This is a genomic window from Arthrobacter sp. U41 (genome assembly GCF_007679325.1).
Taxonomy (GTDB): Bacteria; Actinomycetota; Actinomycetes; order Actinomycetales; family Micrococcaceae; genus Arthrobacter.
In genome coordinates, this window is record NZ_VEGI01000007.1 from 123457 (window position 1) to 145411 (window position 21955).

The following is a 21955-nucleotide window of genomic DNA, read 5'->3' on the forward strand; positions in this document are numbered from 1 at the left end:
GCGGAAGCCTGGTTAAGGAAAGAACGGTTACTGGAACTACAGCGGCGCGCATTGGCCGTTTGTGGCGACCAGGTTGCGGATCGACTGCTCGTCGCCTAGGCGCTTGAACTCGTTCAGCATCTCTTCGGTGATCGGTTCGCCGTCCGGCGTCGTGGTCACCGGCGTGAAGTCCGACGACGACGGCGACGGCGCCGGCTGCGTGCCGGGCAGTGCGCCCGGCATCCGGCCGGCCGCGGACAGCGGGCCGGGTACCTGATCCTGCGGGAGGATCACGTCGTCCGCGGCGGCGGCCGCGGGTGCGGGCGCGAGGAGGGCGTCGACTTTCTGGTGGATCTGGTCGAAGTCCGGCACCGTCGAGAAGGACGCGTCGAAATCGGGCGGCCCGATGGTCAGCCGGCTCATTTCCTGTCCTTTCGACTTCATCGCCAGGTCCACGAAACTCCCCAGCTGGCTTGAGGAAATGTTGGAGTCGACCACCTTGGTGCCGGCCTTGACGATGTCCTCGAACTTGGACAGCAGAGTCGCCGGATCGAGCTGCTTCAGCATGGCCTGCTGGACGCACTGCTGGCGTGCGATGCGCGCGTAGTCGTCCACGAATTCGCGGGAGCGGCCGTACCAGAGGGCGTGGTAGCCGTCCAGCGTATTGTCGCCGGCCGGGATCCAGCCCAGCGGCATGCCGTGGATTCCGTTGGCTTCGTCAACGGTCTCGCCGCTGATGGGGACCCAGCCGCCGGCCTTGATCTTGATGCCGCCCATGGCATCGATGAGCCGTTCGAAGCCGTCCATGTCAACGAGGACGTAGGCCTGGACCTCGATGCCCAGCGTCCCGGATACTGCCTCCATCGTGGCCTGCGCGCCGGGGTCTTCCACGCCGGGGTAGAGGTCCTTGTGCTCGTTGGTGACCTCGGTGTTGATCGCGTTGATGAGGCATTCATTGCCGCAGTCGTAGCCGTCGGGGTAGATGCTGCGCATTGGGGAGTCTTCGCTGAACTGCGCGTTCTGGAGGTTGCGGGGCACGGAGATGATGGCCGTCGCGCCGGTAGAGGCGTCCACGCTGATGACCGAAAGGCTGTCCGGCCGGCGGCCGGTGCGGTCGGACCCGGCGTCGCCGCCCATCATCAGGAAGTTGTAACGGCCCTCCGAGGGCTCCATCGCCGGTCCCGCGGAGAAGATGTTGCCGATGGCGTCGCGGCTGACGTTCAGCAGGTACGCGGCGTAGCCCAGCGATCCACTGCTGAGGATCATCGCCAGCACCAGGGCGGCCACGACGGCGGGGCGCACCTTCGGGGCCAGCAGCACGGGCCGGATCAGCCGGAGCGTGTTGATGAACAGGGCCGCCCAGCCGACCGCCAGCGCCAGCAGGCAGATGATGAGCAGCAGCGAGGCAACGGGGCTGGTGAACAGGTTGATCAGCGTCGACCGGGATGCCAGAAGGAGCGCTGCCGCCACGAGGCCCAGCACCCAGACGGTGAGGGTGACGCGCAGCGCAAACCGCCCCAGCCGCCGGTTGCCGGCCACGGTCTGGGCGCTGCCGGGCACCAGCAGTGTCATCAGCACCAGCAGGAACGCCCGTTTGGTCAGCACCGGGGCCGCCGCCCCCGAGGGGTAGCGGACGGGATTCGTGAGGGACGCCGCAGCTGTCGGGTTTCGCGGCGCCGCCTGGCGGGAAGGGGCGTAACTGTTGGTCATCCGGCGATCCCTAACGGCTGCCCCGGGTCACGACGTTTGCGTCGGCGAACACTTCGCTCACCTTCTGCCGCAGGTTCGCGCCCTTCCGGGTGGCGGCGTCATTGAGTTCCTGGGCGAAATCGACCAGGGCGGCGCGGAGCTCGGCAGCCAGGGGGTCCGTGCCGGCGGCCAGCATACGCACGGCCAGGAGGCCAGCGTTCCGGGCTCCGCCGATGGACACGGTGGCGACCGGGACCCCGGCGGGCATCTGGACAATGGAGAGCAGGGAGTCCATGCCGTCGAGGGTCTTCAGCGGCACCGGGACGCCGATGACCGGCAACGGCGTGACCGAGGCGAGCATGCCCGGCAGGTGGGCGGCACCGCCCGCACCGGCGATGATGACCCGCAGGCCGCGTTCGTGGGCCGTCTGGCCGTAACGGACCATTTCGAGCGGCATGCGGTGCGCGGAGACCACATCGGCCTCAAAGGGGATTCCGAACTCGGCGAGGGCCTCGGCGGCAGCCTCCATCACCGGCCAGTCGGAGTCCGAGCCCATCACGAGCCCGACCATGGGGGCGTCGGCCCCGGCATCCGGGCCAGCCGGGAGCTGGACGTCGGTGGCGGGGACTGTGTTGCTGGCGCTCATGCACTCTCCTCGTGGGCTCCCGCAGCGGTGCGGGGCTGGGCCGTTCCGTTCCGGATAATGTTGGCGACCGCGGTGGCGCGTTCGCGTACGGAGTCGACGTCGGCCACGGAACCGCCGACGAGGTTGACGTGGCCGATCTTGCGGCCCGGCCGGACGGCCTTGCCGTAGCAGTGGACCTTCGCCGCGGGTTCGCTGGCAAGGGCGGCGGGGTAGGCGGAGAACAGGTTTTGGTTCTCGCCGCCCAGGAAGTTCTTCATCACAACCACCGGACCGAGCAGATCGGTGGCACCGAGGGGCAGGTTGAGGATGGCCCGGAGGTGCTGTTCGAACTGGCTGGTCACCGAGCCGTCCTGGGTCCAGTGGCCGGTGTTGTGCGGACGCATGGCGAGTTCGTTGATCAGGAAGCCTGCTCCCACGCCGGGGGTCTCGAACAGTTCCACGGCCATCACGCCTGTGACGCCGAGTTCGCTGGCGATCCGCAGGGCGGCGTTCTCCGCCGCGGCCGCGACCTCCAGCGGGATGTCCAGGGCCGGGGCGATGACCTCATCGCAGACGCCGTCGACCTGGATCGTGTGCACCACGGGCCAGGCCCGTGCTTCGCCGTCGGGGGTCCGGGCCACCAGGGCCGAGAGTTCGCGGCTGAATTCCACCTTGGCTTCGGCAAGCAGCGGCGACATCGCGGCGAACCAGTCGGCCGTGTCCGCGGCATCCGCAGCGGAGTCCACGATCCGCACGCCTTTGCCGTCGTAGCCGCCGCGCGGGGTTTTGAGGACCACAGGCCAGCCGGTCTCGTCGCCGAACGCGATCAGCCCGGCGACGTCGTCCACTGAGGCCCAGCGCGGATTGGGCAGCTCCAGCCTGTCGATGGCCGCCCGCATCACCAGCTTGTCCTGCCCGTTGACCAGGGCATCCGGTCCCGGGTGGACATTGACCCCGGCCCGCTGCAGGGAACGGAGGTGTTCCGTGGGCACGTGCTCATGGTCGAACGTCAGGACGTCAAGGCCACGTGAAAACTCCAGGAGATGATCCAGGTCGGTGTAATCACCCACCGGGGCGTTGGCCACGGCGGAGACGGCTGAGACGTCCTCACCTTCGGCAAGGACACGGAGCTCGAAGCCCAGGGCAGTGGCCGCCGGGGCCATCATTCGGGCGAGCTGGCCGCCGCCAACAACACCAATCACAGGAAAAGTCACAAGTCCAAGCCTACCGAAAGCCATGCCATATCCCGGCTTTTTGGATTTCCGGTGGGGGCGCAGCCGGGGTGTGGGGACCGCGGGCCGGGGGGAGCTCCCGGCATTCGGCGCTAAAATGGGTCGTTGGGCCAATGGCCGACATTTCAAGACGGCCACGGAGGGTCATGATTACTACACTTACGGAGCGCTTGCGCGGGCTCGCCTCGCTCTTCTGGCGCGAAGTGGCCAAGTTTGGTGCGGTGGGCGGTGTTGCGTTCATCATCGACAACGGACTCACGTACTACCTGATGCACGGCCCCATGACCGACAGCGAGGCCAAAGCCCGTTTCGTCGGCGCCAGCATCGCCACCATCTTCTCCTGGATCGCGAACCGCTTCTGGACCTTCCGCCACCGGCGCCAGGACAACGTGGTCCGCGAGTTCCTCATGTTTATCCTGATCAACGGCATCGGCATCGCCATCTCCACCGGCTTCACCGCCCTCGCCAAATACGGCTTCGGCGTCACGGACAAAAACATGCTGTTCGCTGCCGGGGTGGTCGGTATCCTCGTCGCCACCGTCGTGCGCTTTTTTGCGTACCGCTTCCTGGTCTTCAACAAGGAACTCGACGAAGAGCCGGAGTTCTCCCACGACCACGAAATTATCGAACGCCACCCCCACTCCCGGGAGGACGTCCGCGTCGAGGGCGTTGCCGTCAAGGATCCGGAACTGCCCGGGCCGCAGGCCTAGCCGGCCCGCAGCTTGGGGCGCCGGTCAGCTGCCGTTGACGCGCTCGTCGGCGAGCAACTTCTCTGTCACCGCCACGTCGGGGTGCACCAGCACCACTGAGCCGTCGCTGCGCCAGGCGCCAAGGGACTGGGCCAGTGCGGATTCCAGGCCCTCGCCGGCAGGCACCAGCAGCCGGACGCCGTCGTCGTGCACTGCCGCGAAGCCGTCCAGCAGTCCGTCGTGGGTATGTTCCGTCCCGGCGGCGTCCAGCAGGGCACGCCGGGAATCTTCCGGATCCACATGCGCCATAAAAACATCGCCGTGGGAGCGCACCTCGGCGGCGTAGTCCACGACGCCGGTGGGCAGCTCGCCCGGCCACCGCATGGCCAGCGCCGGCAGCGCCACCGCGACGACGGCGTCGAACGCCCCCTGCGCCGCCCCGGGCGCCGGGTCGGCGGTCGCCAGCAGTTCGGCCGGGGCGTCGCCAAGGACCACCTCCATGCCGAGCTGCCAGGCGGCCAGGGCGAGAATCACGGACTTCCAGTGCGCTGGCAGGTCCAGCCTGAGCCGCGTCCCGGGTTCGGCGTCGAGTTCGTCCTGCAGGAGGTTGCTCGTCTTGGCGACCCAGTTGTCCAGCACCCGGCCGGAAAGCTCCACGCGCTCGGCGTCGGGACCGTACCAGGTGAGCCGGGGGGAGGTGGACTGGCCGGACCGCAGGGCTGTCATCAGTTCGATTGCCGGGATACTCATGGCTTCATCTTGCCACGGAGGGGGTGGCTGTGATCTCCGTCATAGGCCACTGGAGGCCGTCAGCCGGTGCGCCGGAGCGGATGCGGGAAGTTTCCCGGGAATTCGGCAAAAATTCTCAGAAGTGCTCAGTACCCTGATTATTCCGCGGGTTCTCCGGGGCGGAGCCGAAAAAACTCGGGCGTGGCGTGCCCCGGATTTGGATCTCAGGTTGATTATTATCTCCGCCGTGGCTTGACTCCCGGATACTTACACACGTGTAATTAGGTATCGAAGGCCAATGCGCAGAAACCGGCACACAACCGAGTGTCCGAGGGTCAGTCAAAGGCTGCAAAATCAGAGAGGGAACGCCAATGGGGCTAGCAGAGCGTATCCATGAAGAGGCCGTCGTTGCTGGGCAGGCCACGGCCAAATACCGTTCACGCGGCGTGCCGAGTGACTGGTATGTAGATCCGGCCGATCCGGACGCGGCAGACCGTTACAACGAACACACGAACGACTCACTGCAGGATCAGGCGACCGCCTTCCTCGCGGCGCACGACGAACTTCTGGCCGGTCCGGACCACGACAACGATCTTCACGATCCGCCGATGGAACTCCAGACCCTCCATTCGGGAACCACCGCGCAGCCGGTGTGGATAGGCTTGCCCTCCCAGCAGGACTTCGACGATGAAGGCGAACTGGGCTGGCAGACGGATGCGCTCTGTGCACAGACTGACCCGGAGGCATTCTTCCCCGAGAAGGGTGGCTCCACCCGCGACGCCAAGAAGGTCTGCGGAGCGTGCAACGTCCGCTCGCAGTGCCTTGAGTACGCCTTGTCCAACGACGAGCGGTTCGGAATCTGGGGTGGCCTCTCCGAGCGCGAGCGGCGCCGGCTTAGGAAGCGAGCGATCTAATTCTTCAGGAAGTTCGAGTCACCGCCGTCGTGGTTTCCCACGACGGCGGTGACTTTCTCCCCAGGACCCTCGCGGCGCTGGCGGCTCAGACCCGTCCTGCGGACACTTGTATCGGGGTTGATACCGGCTCCCGCGACCATTCCGCAGCCCTCCTTGAGCAGGCCTTCGGCAAGGCCAACGTCACCGTTTTCGACCACGCCCGCAGCGGCATGGGCGCCGCGGTGCAGGCAGGTCTCAGCGCCCTGGCCCCCGAAGCGGGTGGCGGCGGCACTGGCAGCGGTCCGGCTGCGGAGTGGATCTGGCTGTTGCATGACGATGCGGCCCCTGCCCCCGAAGCCCTTGCCGAACTTCTCCATGCCGTGGAACGCGCGCCGTCCGTCACCGTGGCGGGCTGCAAGCAGCTGGACTGGCACACCGAGCGCCGGCTGATCGACGTCGGGCTCTCCACCAGCCGCTGGGCGGAGCGGCTGACCCTGATCGACGCCGATGAACTCGACCAGGGGCAGTACGACGGCCGCAGCGACACCTTCGCCGTCAACTCCGCCGGCATGCTCATCCGCCGGGACGTCTGGGAGGACCTCCGCGGCTTCGACCCGGCATTGCCGGGCAGCGGCGACGACGTCGACTTCTGCTGGCGCAACCGGCTGGCCGGTCACCGCGTGGTGGTGGTCCCGGGCGCCCGGATGTTCCACGTCTCGCACCGCCCGCACGCCCTGGGCAACGCCTCGGCGGCCCGCAAGGCCCAGGTGCACTTGCGGCTCAAGCACGCCGCCGCGTGGAAGGTGCCCCTGCATGCCGCCGGTGCCTTGCTGGGCAGCCTCTTCAAGCTGGTCCTGAGCATTGCCGTCAAGGATCCGGGACACGGTTTCGCGCAGCTCCTGGCCACGTTCGGCGCCCTGGGGCGTCCCGCGGCCGTGATCCGGGGCCGGCGCAACGCCGCCCGGACCCGCCGCATCCGGCGTTCCGTGATCAAGGGCCTGCAGACTCCGCGGCGTGAGGTGTGGGCCCACCGCCGTTCCCTGATGGAGGCGATCGGCGCGGACGACTCCGGCGAAGCCCTGACCGGGAGCCACCCGCTGCCCGACCAGCCCACCGGCGACTCGGCCGACGACTTCGCGGCCCTCACCACCTCCGAGCGCGGCTGGGTGGGCAACGGTGCGCTGCTCGCCGTCCTGATCACCACCGCGGCGTCTTTGATCGGCCTGCTCAGCCTGTTCCGCGCCGAGGCAGTGTCCGGCGGCGCGCTCATTCCGGCCTCGCTGGGGCTGGGCGAGATCTGGGACCAGGCCTCCGGCTGGTGGATCACCCTTGGCGCGGGGCTTCCCGGCCATGGCGACCCGTTCGCCTATGTGCTCTGGATCCTTGGCGTGCTCGGCGCCGGCAACGCCAACGGTGCGCTGGGCTGGCTGCTGATTCTGGCGATGCCGCTCTCCGCCCTCGGCGCCTGGTTTGCCGCCGGCGCCCTGACGCAGCGCCGCCGCCTGCGCCTGGCCGCAGCCCTCATCTGGGCCGGCGCTCCGGCCCTGCAGGTGGCCCTCAACCAGGGCCGTGTCGGAGCCCTCCTTGTCCATGTCATGATGCCGCTGCTGGTACTGGCCCTGCTGCGGGCCACCGGTACCGCCGCGGGGCGCGGCCGGTACGCCGTTCCGGCGCCCGGGGAGCGGCGTTTCACCGAAATGCCGCCGGCCAAGCCCGGAATCAACGGCACACCTTCCTGGACCGCCGCCGCCGCGGCCGGCCTGGCGCTGGCCGTTGTCACCGCGGCAGCCCCTTCGCTGCTGCTGCCCGCCGTCGTCCTCGTAATCCTCTGCGGCCTGCTCATGGGCCGCCGCGGCCGCACCGTGTGGTGGGCGCTGCTGCCCAGCCTTGCCCTGTTCGTCCCGTTTGTTGCCTCGACCCTTGACCGTCCCCGCGCCGTGCTCGCGGACCCCGGACTCCCGCTGGGCTTTGATGCCGCGCCGCTCTGGCAGCAGGCCCTGGGCCAGCCGCTGCGCTTCGCGGCCGGCGGCGGCCTCACCGGCCTCCCGGTCTTCGGCGCCGACTCGGCTGTGCCGTGGGCCCTCCTGCTGGCACTGCTGATAGGCCTGCCGGCCCTGCTCCTGGCCGTGGCCGCTCTATTCCTTCCGGGCCGGCCGCCGCGGATTGCCCGCGCCCTCTGGGCCGCTGCCCTCCTGCTGCTGGCCGGCGGGTGGCTCAGCAGCCGGGTCGCCACCGGAGTCGGCGCCAGCGCCCTGGTCACGCCCTTCACGGGACCGGCCGTGTCGGCCGCCGCCTTCGCCATCCTGGGTGCGGCGCTGATCGGCGCCGCGGGCCTGCTGGACTCCGCCGACCGGGCCGCCGCAGCGACGGCGGGCCGCAAGGCCCTGGTCCGCACCACGGCGGTCACGGCCATGGTCCTGCTGCTGGCCGGACCGCTCGCCGGCCTCACGGTGTGGGCAGCGCAGAACATCCTGCCGGCGTCCGCCACCGCGCCCGTCACGGAACCGGCCGGTGCCGGGTCGCCCACAGCCGACTCACTGGACACTGACTCCCAAAGCTCTGACTCCCAAAGCTCTGACACCCAAAACCCTGACTCCCAAGGCGCCGGCTCCCTGGGCACGCCGCGGCTCGTGCAGCCGGTGGAGCCGCGGACCCTTCCCGCCACGGCCATTGACCGCGGTGAAGGACCGGAACAGTCCCGTACGCTCCTCATCTCCACCCGTGAAGACGGAACGTTTGACGCGACACTGATGCGCGGAGCCGGAACCACCCTGGACGCCCTGTCCACCATCGCCGCGGCCCGCCCGATCATGGGGGAGCCCGGCCAGGAGACGGTCCGTGACGACGACGCCGCCATGGCGTCACTCCGCAACGTCGTGGCCACCATCGTGGCCGGCCAGGGCGTCGACCCCCGTGCAGAGCTCGAGCAGCTCGGCGTCGGCTTTGTGGTCCTGCGGGCCGCCGATACCGCGGCCCAGCTGACGGCGAGCCGCATGGACGCCGTGCCCGGGCTGGTGGCCGTCGGCAAGACCGACGTAGGCTGGCTCTGGCGGATCAGCCCGGTCAACGGGCCCGCGGTCCAGGCCGCCGACGTCGCGCACCGCGTGCGGATCGTCGACGGCGCGGGCACCACCATCGGGCGGGTCCACTCCCAGCCCGTGTCCGCCGAGGCCACGATTCCGGCCGGGCCCGAAGGCCGGCTCGTGGTGCTGGCCGATCGTGCAGATCCGGGCTGGAGCGCCTGGCTCGACGGCCGCCGCCTGACGGCCACCACGTCCGGCTGGGCGCAGGCCTTCACCCTGCCCGCGCAGGGCGGCCAGTTCACGCTCCGCTACGAAGCGCCCTGGGCCGTCTGGGCGGGTGTTGCCCAGGCCGTCATCATCGGCCTGACCGCCCTGCTTGCTGTCCCCATGCCTGCCCGCCGGCCGAACACCGGCCTCTCCCGGGACGAAGGCTCCCTGCGTAAGGAATATCAACATGCCCAGGGATGACACCCCCGCAACCGGCACCCCGGAAACCCCCGACGACGCCGGTTCGGCGGACGCCGCAGCCACTTCCGACGGCACCCGCAACTCAGCCGGCCGCCGGCCGGGACGCTCCGGCCGGTCCGGCCGCCGGCCGGCCGTGCAGGTGCCGCCGCGCTGGAAGGCGCTTCCGCACGCAGGGCGGCTGGGCGGCATCTTCTCGGCGATTGTCCTTGTGGCCGCCGGCGGCGGGCTGGTTTCCGCCACGGCGCTCTCGCCCCAGGGGCCGGGCAGCAGCCGGCCGGTCGCTGCGCCGCTGGCAGCGGTTCCCGCCGGCAGCAGCATCGGCGTGTGCCCGGGGCCTGCGCGCCTGCTCGAAGGCGCCCCCGTGGGCACCGATCCGCAGTTCAGCCCGGAGTCCGCCACCGCCAAGAGCGACGTCAACGCCATTGTGCTGGGATCCAGTGCCAACGGACTCCCCGGCAGCCGTCTCTCCTCGCTCAAAGGCAGCACGCTGCTGGAGCTCGCCAAGGCCGCCCCGGCCTCCGGCACCCCCTCGGCGGCGGCCAAGCCGGCCAACACCGTGCCGCCGGCCGGTGTGGTGTCCCAGCGGGGCGTTAACGACGTCAGTGTCCTCAGCGCTGATGCCCAGGCCGGCCGCCAGGCTTCCGCGGGAGCGGTCATGCGCTATGCGGCCGAAGACGGGGATCTCCGCGGCTCAGCCGCCGCAGCATGCCAGCCGCCCGCCAACGACCTCTGGCTTGTCGGCGCGAACACCGCGCTCGGCCGGACTGCCGTCCTGAACCTCAGCAACGCGTCCGGCAGCGCGGCCACGGTCAGCCTCGAACTCTTCGGCGCCAAAGGCCAGATCCAGGCGCCGGGCAGCCGCGGGCTCCTGGTGGCGCCGGGCACCACCCGCGCGATCATCCTGGCCGGGCTCGCCCCGGGACAGGAGCGGCTCAGCGTCCGGGTGCGGAGCGCCGGCGGGCCCGTCGCCGCGGTCATTCAGCAGAGCGTGCTGCGGGGTCTCACTCCCGGCGGCGTCGAGTTCATCGCCCCGGCCACCGCTCCGGCCCTCCGCCAAGTGATCTCAGGTGTCGACATCCAGGACCCGGCCGGGCTGGCGGGCCTCACGGGGAAGTCCGGTTTCGGGGACGCCGGGCCTGCACTGCAGATCGCGGTGCCCGGTTCCTCCGACGCTGTCATCGCGGTCAAGCTGTACGGGCGGGACGGCCAAAAAGCCCTGCCCGGCGGCGGGGTGGTCACGGCCAAGGCCGGTACCGTCACCGAGATGCCGCTGTCCGGCGTGCCGGCCGGCCCCTACACCGTGGCCGTCAGCTCGGACGTGTCCTTCACCGCCGCGGCCCGTGTCACGAGGGGCCTCAAAACCGAGGATGCCTCCGATTTCGCCTGGTCCGCGGCCTCGGTGCGACTCGGAAGCCAGCATGTTGTTCCTGTCCCCGCAACGGGGGACCGCTACCTGGTCTTCGGCGCTCCCGAGGGCCGGGCAACTATTTCCTACACCCCGATCACGGCGGACGGCAAGGTCCGGCCGGCCGCGGCCGCCGACATCGCCGGCGGCACCACGGCATCCATCAAGGTCCCTGCCGACGTCGGCGGCTCGCGGCTCGTTGGCTACCTCGTCTCCGCCGCGGGGGACCCCGCCTACGGCGCCGTGCTCCTGCAGCAGGACGGCCGGCAGGACATCTCAACGGTTGCGATTGCCCCCGCAGCAGCGGGTCAGGAGCAGGTCCCGGTCGCGCTCGGCTACTGATCCGGCGGCGCGCGGGGCGCGGTACCGAGTGCAGTTCGTGGGTGCGGTTCGGGCGGTGTCCGGTCGGGTGCGCGCGGCGCGGGCCTAGTACCGGCGGCGGTAGACGGGGTCCAGCGACTCGGGCGGCACACCGAGCATCTCGGCCGTGTACTCCACCACCACGTCGTGGACCAGGTCCTGGAGTTCCTCGCGGCTGCCGCAGGCCTGCTCGACCACCCGGCGGTACAGCGTGATCACCGGGCCTTCCTCCGGTGTGGCGGGGGAGTAGGCACCCATCGGGGCGGGGGCGCGCTCCGCTACAAGCTGCTCAAGTCCCGGCGGAATTTCGTCGACGGCGAAGCGGACGCCGTCCAGCGGCTTGCCCCAGATGTCGTGTAGCCGCTCGGCCGAGTCCAGGACGAAGTCGTCGAAGCGGTCCGAACGTGTGCGGTAGCCAGGGAGTGTGGGCAGCATCAGCTCGCCGCGGAGCCCGCGGCCATGCCGGTTCCTCCGCCGCTGGCGGAAGCCCTTCGGCGCCGTGGCGCGCCCGGTACCGGCTGGTACGGAACCGGCGTCGAGGCGTCCGGCGTCGGTTTCAGCCAAGCGGACCGTGAAACCGGGATCTTGGTGCGATGACTGCATATCTCGACTCTAAACCCGGCGAATGGTTTACGCGATACGGACCGTCCGACCCGCCGTCAGCGCGTCGGACGGCGGCAGGCGCCCCGGGGGAGTAGTCTGTGATGTCGTGGGTGCAATTCGTCTTTGTTCAAGGTCAGCCTGCCGCAATTCAGCGGTGGCCACTTTGACGTACGTCTACGCAGATTCCACCGCCGTCCTGGGCCCCCTGGCGACCTACGCTGAACCGCACTGCTACGACCTGTGCGAACAGCACGCCGGATCACTGACGGTCCCGCGGGGCTGGGAAGTGCTGCGGCTCGCCATGCCGGCCACCCCCGCAGGCCCCGGTCCCGATGACCTCCTCGCCCTTGCCACCGCCGTCCGGGAAGCGGCCTCACGGCCCGCCGACCCGGAAGCCGGCCAGGGCCAGCGCAGTGTCCACGCGGCCCTTGAAGCTCCGGCCCCGGCCGAGGGCACCCGCCGGGGGCATCTGCGCGTCCTGCGCGAACCGTCCTAAGACGCAACTGGCGGTAGGCTGGAAACTGCAAAATCCGTAAGCCACCGGCGCCTGCTGCGGCGTCCACCTGGGAGCGTTAAATGCCGAAGATCAGTCCCGAACTGTTGTCTGTCCTGCGATGCCCCGTGACCGGCTCGCCCCTGGCGCAGGACGGCGAGGAACTCGTCACCACTGCGGCCGGCCCCTCCGGGGAGAAGCTGCGCTACACGATCGAGGACGGCATCCCGCTGCTGCTCCCGCCGGAACTTCTCCCGGCCGCCGCCGCCGCGCCCGGTTTCCAGCACGACGCCGGCCAGCCCGGCACCGGGCCGGCGGCGTCCCGGCCTAACGACCTGTAGCCCGCGGGCCCATCGCTTCGCCTTTTGGCACCGAAGTACTTTCCAGTCACCGATTAGCTCGTTCACCGCCTTCGCAGGCAGCCGCGTTCCGGACCGGCCCGCCGGCCACAACAAAGGACTCACATGACTCTCGATTACAAGATTGCGGACATCTCCCTGGCCGAGGCAGGCCGTCACCAGATCCGCCTCGCCGAGCACGAAATGCCCGGCCTGATGTCCCTGCGCGAGGAATACGGCGCCAGCCAGCCGCTCAAGGGCGCCCGGATCGCCGGCTCGCTGCACATGACCGTGCAGACCGCCGTGCTGATTGAGACCCTCACGGCGCTGGGCGCCGAGGTGCGCTGGGCGTCCTGCAACATCTTCTCCACCCAGGACGAGGCCGCCGCCGCCGTTGTGGTCGGCAACGGAACCGTCGAGGACCCCCAGGGTGTGCCCGTCTTCGCCTGGAAGGGCGAGACGCTGGAGGAATACTGGTGGACAGCGGAGCAGATCCTCACCTGGCCCGGCGCGGACAGCAACCCTGATCTCGGTCCGAACATGATCCTCGACGACGGCGGGGACGCCACCATGCTCGTCCACAAGGGCGCCGAGTTCGAGGCGCTCGGCGCTGTCCCGGAGGCCGCCGACGACGAGTCCGAGGAAGGCAGGGTCTTCCTCGAGGTGTTGCGAGCCTCGCTGCAGGCGGATCCGGAGAAGTGGACACGGATCGGCTCCCGCCTGCTGGGCGTCACCGAGGAGACCACCACGGGCGTGCACCGCCTTTACCAGCTCGCGGAGCAGGGCAAGCTCCTGTTCCCGGCGATCAACGTGAACGACTCCGTCACCAAGAGCAAGTTCGACAACAAGTACGGCATCCGCCACTCCCTGCCCGACGGCATCAACCGCGCCACCGACGTCCTCATGGGCGGCAAGGTCGCCGTCGTATGCGGGTACGGCGATGTGGGCAAAGGCGCCGCAGAGGCCTTCCGCGGCCAGGGCTCCCGTGTGATCGTCACCGAGATCGATCCCATCTGCGCGCTGCAGGCCGCCATGGACGGATACCAGGTCGCGAAGCTGGAATCCGTCCTCGCCGAGGGCCACATCTTCATCACCACCACTGGCAACAAAGACGTCATCATGGCCGAGCACATGGCCGGGATGCGTGACAAAGCGATCGTGGGCAACATCGGCCACTTCGACAACGAGATCGACATGGCCGGCCTGGCCAGGATTCCCGGCGTCAAGAAGGTGGAGATCAAGCCCCAGGTGCACGAGTGGGTCTTCGAGGCCGACCCGGCCACGGGAGAGGGCAGCCGCTCCATCATCGTATTGTCCGAGGGACGCCTCCTGAACCTCGGCAACGCCACCGGACACCCGTCCTTCGTGATGAGCAATTCGTTCGCCAACCAGACGATCGCGCAGATCGAACTCTTCACCAAGGCGGGCCAGCCGGAGGGCGAACGGGAGTACGACAAGCAGGTTTACGTGCTGCCGAAGATCCTTGACGAGAAGGTCGCGCGGCTGCACCTGGACGCCCTCGGTGTCGAGCTGACCGAGCTCTCGAAGGAGCAGGCCGACTACCTGGACCTCGAGGTGTCCGGACCGTACAAGCCGGAGCACTACCGCTACTAGGGAGCACCGCGGCGCAGCGGCCGGCGCCGCTGCAGATGCCGCCGTTGCCGCGCACTGTCATCGTTGCCAAGGAGCCCCGGGCTACCGTCCGGGGCTCCTTTTGTGACCTGATCGTGCCGCGACCGTGGCCGGCCCGACGTGCCGCTTCGCTTATGCTGGCATAAGGAGATCGCGAGCTCTGATGCGGGTTCACAGGCACGAGCAGCGGGGGAACACAGGAAGTGGCCATGACTGAAGACAGCGGGCGTCGACGCCGGCAGCCGGGACGCCGTCCCCGCAATACGGGAAAAATGCTGGCCGTCCTTGCCATCTGTGCAGCTGTCGGAGCGGGCGGCGTCGGCGTCGCCACGGCACCGGGCTGGGCCCAGGCCGACATGCCCTCGGAAGCCTCGACGCCGATGCGGAACGTGTCCGGCCTCGCCGCACCCGTCGTGAAACTCGTTGAGCTCGGCGTCACCCCCACTGACGGCGCGACGGGCGTCAACCCGGCCGCCGCCCCCTCGGTGAAGGCGGTCAACGGCGTGGTGAAGGACGTCGTGCTGGCGCCGGCCGGAGGAGGCGACAGCGTCCCGGGGACCACCAGCGCTGACGGCTCGACCTGGACCGCCGAGGACCCCTTGGAATTCAACACGGAATACCAGTACAGCTTCACCATCGTGGACCAGGCCGGCCGCGAGACGAAGAAGGCCCAGACGTTCGCCACCGTGGCCCCGGCCAACGAAGCGGACGCCGCCGTCTATCCGCTCAACGGCACCACAGTCGGCGCCGGTCAGCCCATCGAGATTGTCTTCAGCGAACCGGTACTGAACAAGGCAGCCATGGAAAAAGCCGTCGCCGTCAAGGCCTCCTCCGGGCAGGCTGTGGCGTGGCGCTGGTATTCGGACCGTCGTGTGCGGATCCGCCCCCAGGCGTTCTGGGCCTCCAACACCACGGTCACCGTGGACCTGAAACTCTTTGGCGTGGACTTTGGCAACGGCATGATCGGGAACTCCGATACCAAGGTCTCCTTCAAGGTGGGGCCGCAGCGTCTCGCCGTCGTCGATGACAAGACCAAAACCATGAAGGTCTATTTCGACGGCAAGCTCGTTAGGACCGCCCCGGTCACCCTGGGAGACGCCGACTGGCTCTCACCCACCGGCTACGCGGTCATCATGGAGCAGGAGCGAAAGTCCAAGTTCAACGCCGGCAGCATCGGGCTCAAACCCGGGGACAAGGGTTACTACCCGCCCCTGACGGTGGAGTACGCCAACCGGCTGACCACCTCCGGCGTGTACGTCCACCAGGCCCTGAAATCGGCGTGGGGCGCAGTGGGCAAGGTCAATGTCTCGCACGGCTGCGTCGGGCTGCTCCCGGCGGACGCCGCCTGGTTCTTCAACAATATGAAGACCGGCGACGTCGTCAGGACCCTCAACACCGGGGCCCCGGCCGTGGAACCGCTCGAAGGCTTCGGCGACTGGAACATTCCCTGGACGCAGTACGCCAAGCGCTGACCCCTCGGGGGTCCGCCCGGCGCGTGCCGCAGGGGGCCGGGGCCCGCGGAACAGCAGCCACCCACAAACGGCCGCCGAATCCCGGAGGCACACGGGGTGGCACCTCGCCCGCGGCGAGGCGCTGACGGTAGGCTCGGATACAGATATGTAGCGTTGCCGGGCCCCGACGGCGGCGCGAAAGCCTACGGAAGCGAAGCTGCAGTGACTGACTCAAGTCCCACCCCTCCGAAACGACAGGATCCGCAGCTGGATCCGGCCGATGACACTGACGAACCAGCCTTCGACTGGATGAAGCCGGCCTCCGCGGACAAACGTCCCGCTCCGGCTTCCGACCGCGCTCCCGGCACTGATGCGGCCAGCGCCCCCGAACCCCTGTCGCGCGCCGACCGCAAGGCGGCCGAAGCCGCCGTCGAACCGGCGCCCAAGGGCAGCGGCGGGCACTTCAGCGAGCCACTGCCCACCTCCGCGCTGCAGATCCGCCCGCCGGAAGAGGAAGTCCAACGCCGGAACGCCGAACGGGAGCACGCCGCGAACGCCAAACCGGTGGCCCCCCGGGTGATGCAGGTCCTTCTGGCCGTGTGTTTCCCTGTCATCCTGCTGGTGCTGGCCGTCCGGGCCGTCGCCAGCCCCCTGTTCCTGTGGGTGGAGTACAACCGTCCCGGTTTTCCAGGCGACGGCTACGGCTTCAGCACCGACGACCGCATGACGTACGGATCCTATGCCGTGGACTACCTGAGCAACTGGTCCGGTCCGCGGTACCTTGGAGAACTCGTCAACCGCAACGGCGACAAACTCTTCGGCGAGGGCGAGGTCAGCCATATGGCGGACGTCAAACTCGTCATCCTGTCCGCCTTCGGCGCCGGCGCCCTCCTGATCCTGCTGAGCCTCATCGCCATCATTTACTTGCGGCGCCGCAGCCCCGGGGGAGTGCGGCGCGGCCTGTTCGCCGGATCGATCGTCACGCTCGTCATCATCATCAGCCTCGGTGTGCTGGCGGTGCTTGGCTGGGAGCAGTTCTTCACCCAGTTCCACAGTGTCTTCTTCGCGAGCGGCACCTGGACATTCGCACTGCAGGACACCCTGATCAGGCTCTTCCCGGGCCAGTTCTGGGTTGACGGCGGGATTGTTGTCGCCGGCCTGGTGCTGATCGCCTCCCTGATCACCCTGATCCTCACGTGGCCGACGCGCAAGCGCCGCGGGCTGCCGAAGAAACGCCGCGCGGCGGCAGCAGATGAGGCAGCCGATGCAGCAGGGGACCCGGCAGGGACTGATCCCACGGCCGTCGATTCGAAGGAGTCCGATTCCACGGAATCCGATCCCACGGAAGCCGACCCCGCGGAGCCGGTCCCGGCCAAGCGGTCACGTTTCCGGCGGGACAAAGCCGGCAAGTCCGGCGTCGCCGCCGCAGGCCCGGCCCAGACGGATGAGCCGGCCGCCACGGACGATCCGGCCGCCACGGACGCGGCTGCCGGTAGCACGCCGGCCCCAGTGACCCGGGAATCGGGGACAACAGGCACCGGGACGCACGACACCCCCACGAGGGGACACTCCAGCGCCGTCTAGAGCGTCTGGATCCCGTACCGCATGGAAAAGCGGCCGGCACCGCGGTGCCGGCCGCTTTTTCATCCCTCCGGGAGCCGGGGCGTCAGCCGTAGATCCGGTTGATCTGGGCCTCGAAGTCACGTACAACGGCACCGCGCTTGAGTTTCAGCGACGGGGTCAGGTGCCCGGATTCCACGGTGAAGTCAGCGTCCAGCACAATGAAGCTGCGGATGGACTCGGCCTGGGACACGAGGGCGTTTGCCTGGTCCACGGCGTGCTGCAATGCTGCGCGGACCAGATCGTTGCTGCTGGCTTCCGCAGGGGTCATCGCAGGGACCTTGTGCAGCGCGCACCAGTTCTCCAGTCCTTCCGGGTCCAGGTTGATCAGTGCCGACACAAACGGCCTGCCGTCCCCGATCACCACGGCCTGCAGGACCAGTTCATGCTCGCGGATCTTTTCCTCCAGCGGCCCGGGGGCGACGTTCTTGCCACCCGCGGTGACCAGCAGGTCCTTCTTGCGGCCGGTGATCGTCAGGAAACCGTCCTCGTCAAGGGACCCGAGGTCGCCGGTGCGGAAGAAGCCGTCCACAAACGCCTCCGCATTGGCTGCGGCATTGTTGTGGTACCCCTTGAAAACGCCAATGCCCTTGACCAGAATCTCGCCGTCCTCGGCCACCCGGATGGTGGTTCCGGGCACCGGTATACCTACCGTCCCCACCTTGGAACGCGCCGGCGTGTTGGCCGTGCACGGTGCTGTGGTTTCGGTGAGGCCGTAACCTTCGAGGACGGGGACGCCCGCGCCCCGGAAGAAATGGGCGTCGTGGGGGCTCAGCGGGCTGGCCCCGGAGACCGTGTAACCTAGGTGGCCGCCAAAGGCCTGGCGCAGCTTGGGGTACAGCAACCGGTCGAACAGGGCGTGCCGGGCGCGGACCACCAGCCCCGGGCCGGTGCCGGTGCCCCGGGCGGCGGCGTCGAGCGCCTTGGAGTAGTTGATCGCGGTTGTGGCGGCCGACTCGAACAGCCGCTCCTTCCCGGCCAGGGCCGCCTTGTGGGCGGCGCCGGCGTAGACCTTCTCAAAGATCCGGGGCACCACCAGCAGGAAGGTGGGTTTGAAGCTGGCCAGGTCCTCGATCAACTCCTTGGCGCTGGCAGTGTGTCCCACGGTGGTTCCGGCGCTGAGGCAGATGACCTGGACGGCGCGGGCCAGCACGTGCGCCAGCGGAAGGAACATCAGGGTCCGGGTGCGGGGCTGCATCAGGATCTCATGCAGGAACGGCACGATGTTCCTGGCCACCAGGGCGAAGTTGCCGTGGGTGATTTCGCAGCCCTTGGGCCGCCCGGTGGTGCCGGAGGTGTAGACGAGGGACGCAACGTCCGCGAGGCCAGCCGCGGACCGGTGCCGTTCCAGCTCGGCATCGCCGACGCCGGTGCCCGCGGCCGCCAGGCTGGCGAGGTTGGGGGCGGCGCCGTCGTAATCCATCCGCACCACGGGCAGCACAGAGTCACCGATCAGGCCGGAGCTGTCGAGCACCTCGCGGACCAGGGCCGCCTTGTCCTCGTTTTCAGCGAAGATCCGCCGGGCCCCGGAGTCGTGCAGGATCCATTCGATCTGGGTGGCGGAGGACGTCTCGTAGATGGGAACGGGGACGCCGCCGGCGAACCAGATGGCAAAGTCCACCACGGTCCACTCGTAGCGGGTGCCGGACATGACCGCCACGGTTTCCCCGGGAGTGAGGCCGCCGGCAATGAGCCCCTTGGCCAGTGCCCGGACCTGGTCCAGGAACTGCTGCGCGGAAACATCGGCCCAGCCGGCCGGTCCTTTGCGGGAGTAGAGGGCATGCACGGGATCCTTGGCGTACTGCTCCAGGAGCAGATCCGTTACATTGCTGCCCGGGTCGAGCTCGACGAGCAGTCCGGTGCTTGCTTCTCTCACAGCCGTTTCTCCATTCCGGGTCCGCCTCGTGCCGGCGGACGTCCCCTGCAATCCTCCCCTAGATCCAGGACGGCATCCACATCCGGAACCGCCAATCCTGGTAGGAAATGGTCTCGGCGGTCCAGACCGGGTAGAAGAACGCCGAGACCACCACGGCCGTGGCCACGAAGAGGGCCACGAGGAACAGGCCCGAACGCCGCCGCCACAGGGGATCCGTGCGCTGGCCCAGGACGAGGCCCAGGCAGTAGACGAGGGCCAGGACCAGGAACGGCTCGAAGGACACGGCGTAGAAGAAGAACATGGTGCGTTCCGGGTACAGGAACCAGGGGAGGTAGCCGGCCGCCACGCCCGCGAGGACAGCCCCCGCGCGCCAGTCGCGCCGCCCGGCCCACCACAAGAGCAGGACGCCGAGGCAGACGGCGGCGCCCCACCAGATCACCGGGTTGCCGACGGAGAGGATGGCCGTTGTGCAGCTGGCCGTGTCGCACCCCGGGCTGCCCTGCTCGGGGGATTCGTAGAAGAAGGACGTGGGCCGGCCCAGCACCAGCCAGCTCCAGGCGCTGGCCTCGTACGGATGGTCCGAGCTGAGTCCCTGGTGGAACTTGTAGGCTTCCAGGTGGTAGTGCGCCAGGGACCGGACGGCATCCGGCAGCCAGCCCCATTCCGCCGAGGGGACCGTCGCGGCCCAGTTCCGGAAGTACGCGTCCCGGGACCGGAACCAGCCGGTCCAGCTGGCGGCGTACACGAGGGCGGCCACCGGGACGATGCTGAGGAAGGCCGGAATCCCGTCCTTGAGGATTCCGCCGCTGATCCAGCCGTGGATGCCGGCGATCCGGCGCGCGCTCAGGTCCCAGAAGACCGTGAGCAGCCCGAAGACGGCCAGGAAGAACAGTGCTGACCACTTGGTGCCCACGGCCAGGCCCAAACAGACCCCGGCGGCAAGCCGCCACCAGCGGATCCCCAGCCAGGGGCCGGAGGCCAGCTGGAGCAGGCCGGGGCGTCCGTCCGGGGAGGCCGCGGCCTGCCGTCCGAGCCGCACGGCGAGCCGGCGCCGGCCGTCGTCGCGGTCCATCAGCAGGGCGCCGAACGCGGCAAGGACCCAGAACATCAGGAAAATATCCAGCAGGGACGTCCGGGACATCACCAGGTGGTGGCCGTCCACGGCCAGCAGCACCCCCGCCACAGCCCCGAGGGTCAGCGAACGGAAGAGCTTCTGCGCGATCAGGGCCAGCAGGAAAATGGACAGCGTGCCCGTCAGGGCCGCCCCGAACCTCCAGCCGAAGGGATTGTCCGGGCCGAAGAGCCACATGCCGGCGGCGATCATCCATTTCCCGACCGGCGGGTGGACGACGTACTCGGGGCTGTCCAGGAGCACCCCGGGGTTCCCGGCCACGAAGGCTTCGTTGGCTTTGTCCGGCCACGCCCGTTCATAGCCGCTGACCAGGAAGGAGTAGCCGTCCTTGACGTAGTAGGTCTCATCGAAGACGAGGGTGCGGGGCGAATCCAGCCGGACGAAGCGCAGGACGCCGCCGAGGGCCGCGGTGATGGCCGGAATGAGCCAGAACCAGAGCCGGAGCGAGGGCGGGTAGTCCCGCCAGCTCCGGATATTGCCGATCAGCCGGTCCTTGAGGGCCTCGGGGGTGAACGCCTCCTCCGGGCGGCTGACCCAGCGGTGCCCCTCCAGGTTGCGTCCGGTGCGGGTGGCTGGGGGCGCCGATCCGGTGGAACCGGCCTCGACGTCCCGGGTGGGGGTCTGCGTCACGTTGCCCATGCTACCTTTTGCGGCTGTGCTCCTCCGCCCGGTTCGTCGGCCCGCGGCCCGGCCCCGCAGTAGGCTGGTCCTGTGGATCCTAAACTCAGCACTGCCCCGAAACCGTCCGGCGACAACCCGGGCCCGGCGGACGACGTCGAGGATTCCGGTCCGGGGCCGGTTCCCCAGGGCGGCGGACCCGGACGGATCGTGCTGGCGGCGACCCCCATCGGCAACGCCGGAGACGCCACCTACCGGCTGATCGAGCTGCTGACGACGGCGGATATCGTCGCCGCCGAGGACACCCGGCGGCTGCACCGCCTGGTCCAGAACCTGGGCGTCACCGTGGCCGGCCGGATCATCAGCTACCACGAGCACAACGAGGCCGCCAAGACCGGCGAACTCCTGGACCAGGTACGCGGCGGCAAGACCCTCGTCATGGTGACCGATGCCGGCATGCCGTCCGTCTCGGACCCGGGCTTTCGCCTGGTCGAAGGGGCCGTGGCCGCCGGGCTGACGGTCACCGCCGCACCCGGACCGTCCGCGGTACTCACCGCCCTCGCGCTCTCGGGGCTGCCGACCGACCGGTTCTGCTTCGAGGGATTCCTGCCCCGCAAAGCCGGCGAACGGTCCTCCCGCCTGGCGGATCTCGACGCCGAACGCCGCACCATGATCTTCTTTGAGGCGCCGCACCGGCTGGAACCGATGCTCCGGGCGCTCCGTGAGCGGTTCGGCGCGGACCGACGCGCCGCCGTATGCCGGGAACTGACCAAGACCTACGAAGAGGTCATCCGCGGCACCCTGCGTGAGCTGTTGGAGTGGGCCGAATCAAACGAGGTCCGCGGCGAGATCGCCGTCGTGGTGGGCGGCGCCCCGGAACGGGAACCGGGCAAGCCGGAAGACCACGTGGCAGACGTCAACGCGCTGATCGCGCAGGGCATCCGGCTCAAGGAGGCCGTCGCGGCCGTGGCGGAGGACGCCAAGGTCAGTAAGCGGGAGCTGTATTCCGCCGTGCTCGCGGCCCGGTAGCGTCCCGGTAGGCACCGCAGGCCGCCCGTAGCGCGTTCGCTGTGCAGCTGCACAGCGAACCCCCGGCCGTG

General features: G+C 69.2%; 16 protein-coding genes and 1 pseudogene. 10 read left to right on the forward strand and 7 right to left on the reverse strand.

The window, feature by feature from the left end:
- Positions 1-36: 36 nt before the first annotated feature.
- The 3 genes from FS787_RS17155 to FS787_RS17165 form a co-directional block, all read right to left on the reverse strand.
- Entirely contained in the window at positions 37-1689 is a 1653-nt protein-coding gene (locus tag FS787_RS17155; RefSeq protein WP_144674325.1) for an LCP family protein, read from the reverse strand.
- A 10-nt stretch (positions 1690-1699) separates the two neighbouring features.
- Positions 1700-2239 carry a 5-(carboxyamino)imidazole ribonucleotide mutase gene (purE, locus tag FS787_RS17160; RefSeq protein ID WP_395940366.1) on the reverse strand — a complete coding sequence of 180 codons (540 nt, stop codon included), beginning with the start codon at positions 2237-2239 and terminating at the stop codon, positions 1700-1702.
- A 71-nt stretch (positions 2240-2310) separates the two neighbouring features.
- Positions 2311-3459 carry a 5-(carboxyamino)imidazole ribonucleotide synthase gene (locus tag FS787_RS17165; RefSeq protein ID WP_260982630.1) on the reverse strand — a complete coding sequence of 383 codons (1149 nt, stop codon included), beginning with the start codon at positions 3457-3459 and terminating at the stop codon, positions 2311-2313.
- Between the two features lie 212 nt (positions 3460-3671).
- Here FS787_RS17165 and FS787_RS17170 point away from each other — a divergent pair, with 212 nt between their 5' ends.
- Positions 3672-4235 (forward strand): GtrA family protein, encoded by a 564-nt coding sequence (locus tag FS787_RS17170; RefSeq protein ID WP_144674331.1) that lies wholly within the window; start codon positions 3672-3674, stop codon positions 4233-4235.
- 24 nt (positions 4236-4259) lie between these two features.
- Here FS787_RS17170 and FS787_RS17175 read toward each other — a convergent pair whose 3' ends face one another.
- Entirely contained in the window at positions 4260-4964 is a 705-nt protein-coding gene (locus FS787_RS17175; protein ID WP_144674333.1) for a TIGR03089 family protein, read from the reverse strand.
- 350 nt (positions 4965-5314) lie between these two features.
- Here FS787_RS17175 and FS787_RS17180 point away from each other — a divergent pair, with 350 nt between their 5' ends.
- The 3 genes from FS787_RS17180 to FS787_RS17190 are packed head-to-tail and all read left to right on the forward strand — an operon-like array spanning position 5315 to position 11074.
- A complete protein-coding gene (locus tag FS787_RS17180; protein WP_144674335.1) occupies positions 5315-5857 on the forward strand; it encodes a WhiB family transcriptional regulator in 543 nt (180 codons plus the stop codon).
- Between the two features lie 29 nt (positions 5858-5886).
- Complete coding sequence (locus tag FS787_RS17185; RefSeq protein WP_144674337.1) at positions 5887-9327, forward strand: glycosyltransferase family 2 protein; 3441 nt, start codon at positions 5887-5889, stop codon at positions 9325-9327.
- On the forward strand, positions 9314-11074 hold the full coding sequence (locus FS787_RS17190; protein WP_186329233.1) for a DUF5719 family protein: 1761 nt from the start codon (positions 9314-9316) through the stop codon (positions 11072-11074). The genes FS787_RS17185 and FS787_RS17190 overlap by 14 nt, the downstream gene beginning before the upstream one ends.
- 84 nt (positions 11075-11158) lie before the next feature.
- On the opposite strand, the gene FS787_RS17195 is transcribed toward FS787_RS17190, so the two are convergent.
- Positions 11159-11695 carry a metallopeptidase family protein gene (locus tag FS787_RS17195; RefSeq protein ID WP_144674339.1) on the reverse strand — a complete coding sequence of 179 codons (537 nt, stop codon included), beginning with the start codon at positions 11693-11695 and terminating at the stop codon, positions 11159-11161.
- A gap of 106 nt (positions 11696-11801) precedes the next feature.
- Here FS787_RS17195 and FS787_RS17200 point away from each other — a divergent pair, with 106 nt between their 5' ends.
- The 5 genes and pseudogenes from FS787_RS17200 to FS787_RS17220 all read left to right on the forward strand — a co-directional run.
- Complete coding sequence (locus FS787_RS17200) at positions 11802-12191, forward strand: DUF3499 domain-containing protein (protein ID WP_260982624.1); 390 nt, start codon at positions 11802-11804, stop codon at positions 12189-12191.
- Positions 12192-12271: 80 nt separating this feature from the next.
- Positions 12272-12529, forward strand: coding sequence for a Trm112 family protein (locus FS787_RS17205; RefSeq protein ID WP_144674343.1), 258 nt, complete (start codon positions 12272-12274; stop codon positions 12527-12529).
- 123 nt (positions 12530-12652) lie between these two features.
- On the forward strand, positions 12653-14140 hold the full coding sequence (ahcY, locus tag FS787_RS17210; RefSeq protein WP_144674345.1) for an adenosylhomocysteinase: 1488 nt from the start codon (positions 12653-12655) through the stop codon (positions 14138-14140).
- 227 nt (positions 14141-14367) lie between these two features.
- Positions 14368-15630 carry an Ig-like domain-containing protein gene (locus FS787_RS17215; RefSeq protein ID WP_144674347.1) on the forward strand — a complete coding sequence of 421 codons (1263 nt, stop codon included), beginning with the start codon at positions 14368-14370 and terminating at the stop codon, positions 15628-15630.
- A gap of 201 nt (positions 15631-15831) precedes the next feature.
- Positions 15832-16944, forward strand: a pseudogene (locus tag FS787_RS17220) (TIGR01906 family membrane protein); the annotation flags it as partial.
- Positions 16945-17275: 331 nt separating this feature from the next.
- On the opposite strand, the gene FS787_RS17225 reads toward FS787_RS17220, so the two are convergent.
- Positions 17276-19105 (reverse strand): long-chain fatty acid--CoA ligase, encoded by a 1830-nt coding sequence (locus tag FS787_RS17225; protein ID WP_144674349.1) that lies wholly within the window; start codon positions 19103-19105, stop codon positions 17276-17278.
- 58 nt (positions 19106-19163) lie between these two features.
- A complete protein-coding gene (locus FS787_RS17230) occupies positions 19164-20876 on the reverse strand; it encodes a dolichyl-phosphate-mannose--protein mannosyltransferase (RefSeq protein WP_144674351.1) in 1713 nt (570 codons plus the stop codon).
- Between the two features lie 186 nt (positions 20877-21062).
- Here FS787_RS17230 and rsmI point away from each other — a divergent pair, with 186 nt between their 5' ends.
- A complete protein-coding gene (gene rsmI, locus FS787_RS17235) occupies positions 21063-21884 on the forward strand; it encodes a 16S rRNA (cytidine(1402)-2'-O)-methyltransferase (protein WP_144674508.1) in 822 nt (273 codons plus the stop codon).
- Positions 21885-21955 lie beyond the last annotated feature (71 nt).

What these genes read in the sequence shown, in the direction of transcription:
- FS787_RS17175 (WP_144674333.1), bottom strand. Translation starts at nt 4,964, where the DNA reads ATGAGTATCCCGGCAATCGAACTGATGACAGCCCTGCGGTCCGGCCAG.
- FS787_RS17180 (WP_144674335.1), top strand. Translation starts at nt 5,315, where the DNA reads ATGGGGCTAGCAGAGCGTATCCATGAAGAGGCCGTCGTTGCTGGGCAG.
- purE (WP_395940366.1), bottom strand. Translation starts at nt 2,239, where the DNA reads ATGGTCGGGCTCGTGATGGGCTCGGACTCCGACTGGCCGGTGATGGAG.
- FS787_RS17190 (WP_186329233.1), top strand. Translation starts at nt 9,314, where the DNA reads ATGCCCAGGGATGACACCCCCGCAACCGGCACCCCGGAAACCCCCGAC.
- ahcY (WP_144674345.1), top strand. Translation starts at nt 12,653, where the DNA reads ATGACTCTCGATTACAAGATTGCGGACATCTCCCTGGCCGAGGCAGGC.
- FS787_RS17170 (WP_144674331.1), top strand. Translation starts at nt 3,672, where the DNA reads ATGATTACTACACTTACGGAGCGCTTGCGCGGGCTCGCCTCGCTCTTC.
- FS787_RS17195 (WP_144674339.1), bottom strand. Translation starts at nt 11,695, where the DNA reads ATGCAGTCATCGCACCAAGATCCCGGTTTCACGGTCCGCTTGGCTGAA.
- FS787_RS17205 (WP_144674343.1), top strand. Translation starts at nt 12,272, where the DNA reads ATGCCGAAGATCAGTCCCGAACTGTTGTCTGTCCTGCGATGCCCCGTG.
- FS787_RS17215 (WP_144674347.1), top strand. Translation starts at nt 14,368, where the DNA reads ATGACTGAAGACAGCGGGCGTCGACGCCGGCAGCCGGGACGCCGTCCC.
- FS787_RS17155 (WP_144674325.1), bottom strand. Translation starts at nt 1,689, where the DNA reads ATGACCAACAGTTACGCCCCTTCCCGCCAGGCGGCGCCGCGAAACCCG.
- FS787_RS17165 (WP_260982630.1), bottom strand. Translation starts at nt 3,459, where the DNA reads ATGATGGCCCCGGCGGCCACTGCCCTGGGCTTCGAGCTCCGTGTCCTT.
- FS787_RS17230 (WP_144674351.1), bottom strand. Translation starts at nt 20,876, where the DNA reads ATGGGCAACGTGACGCAGACCCCCACCCGGGACGTCGAGGCCGGTTCC.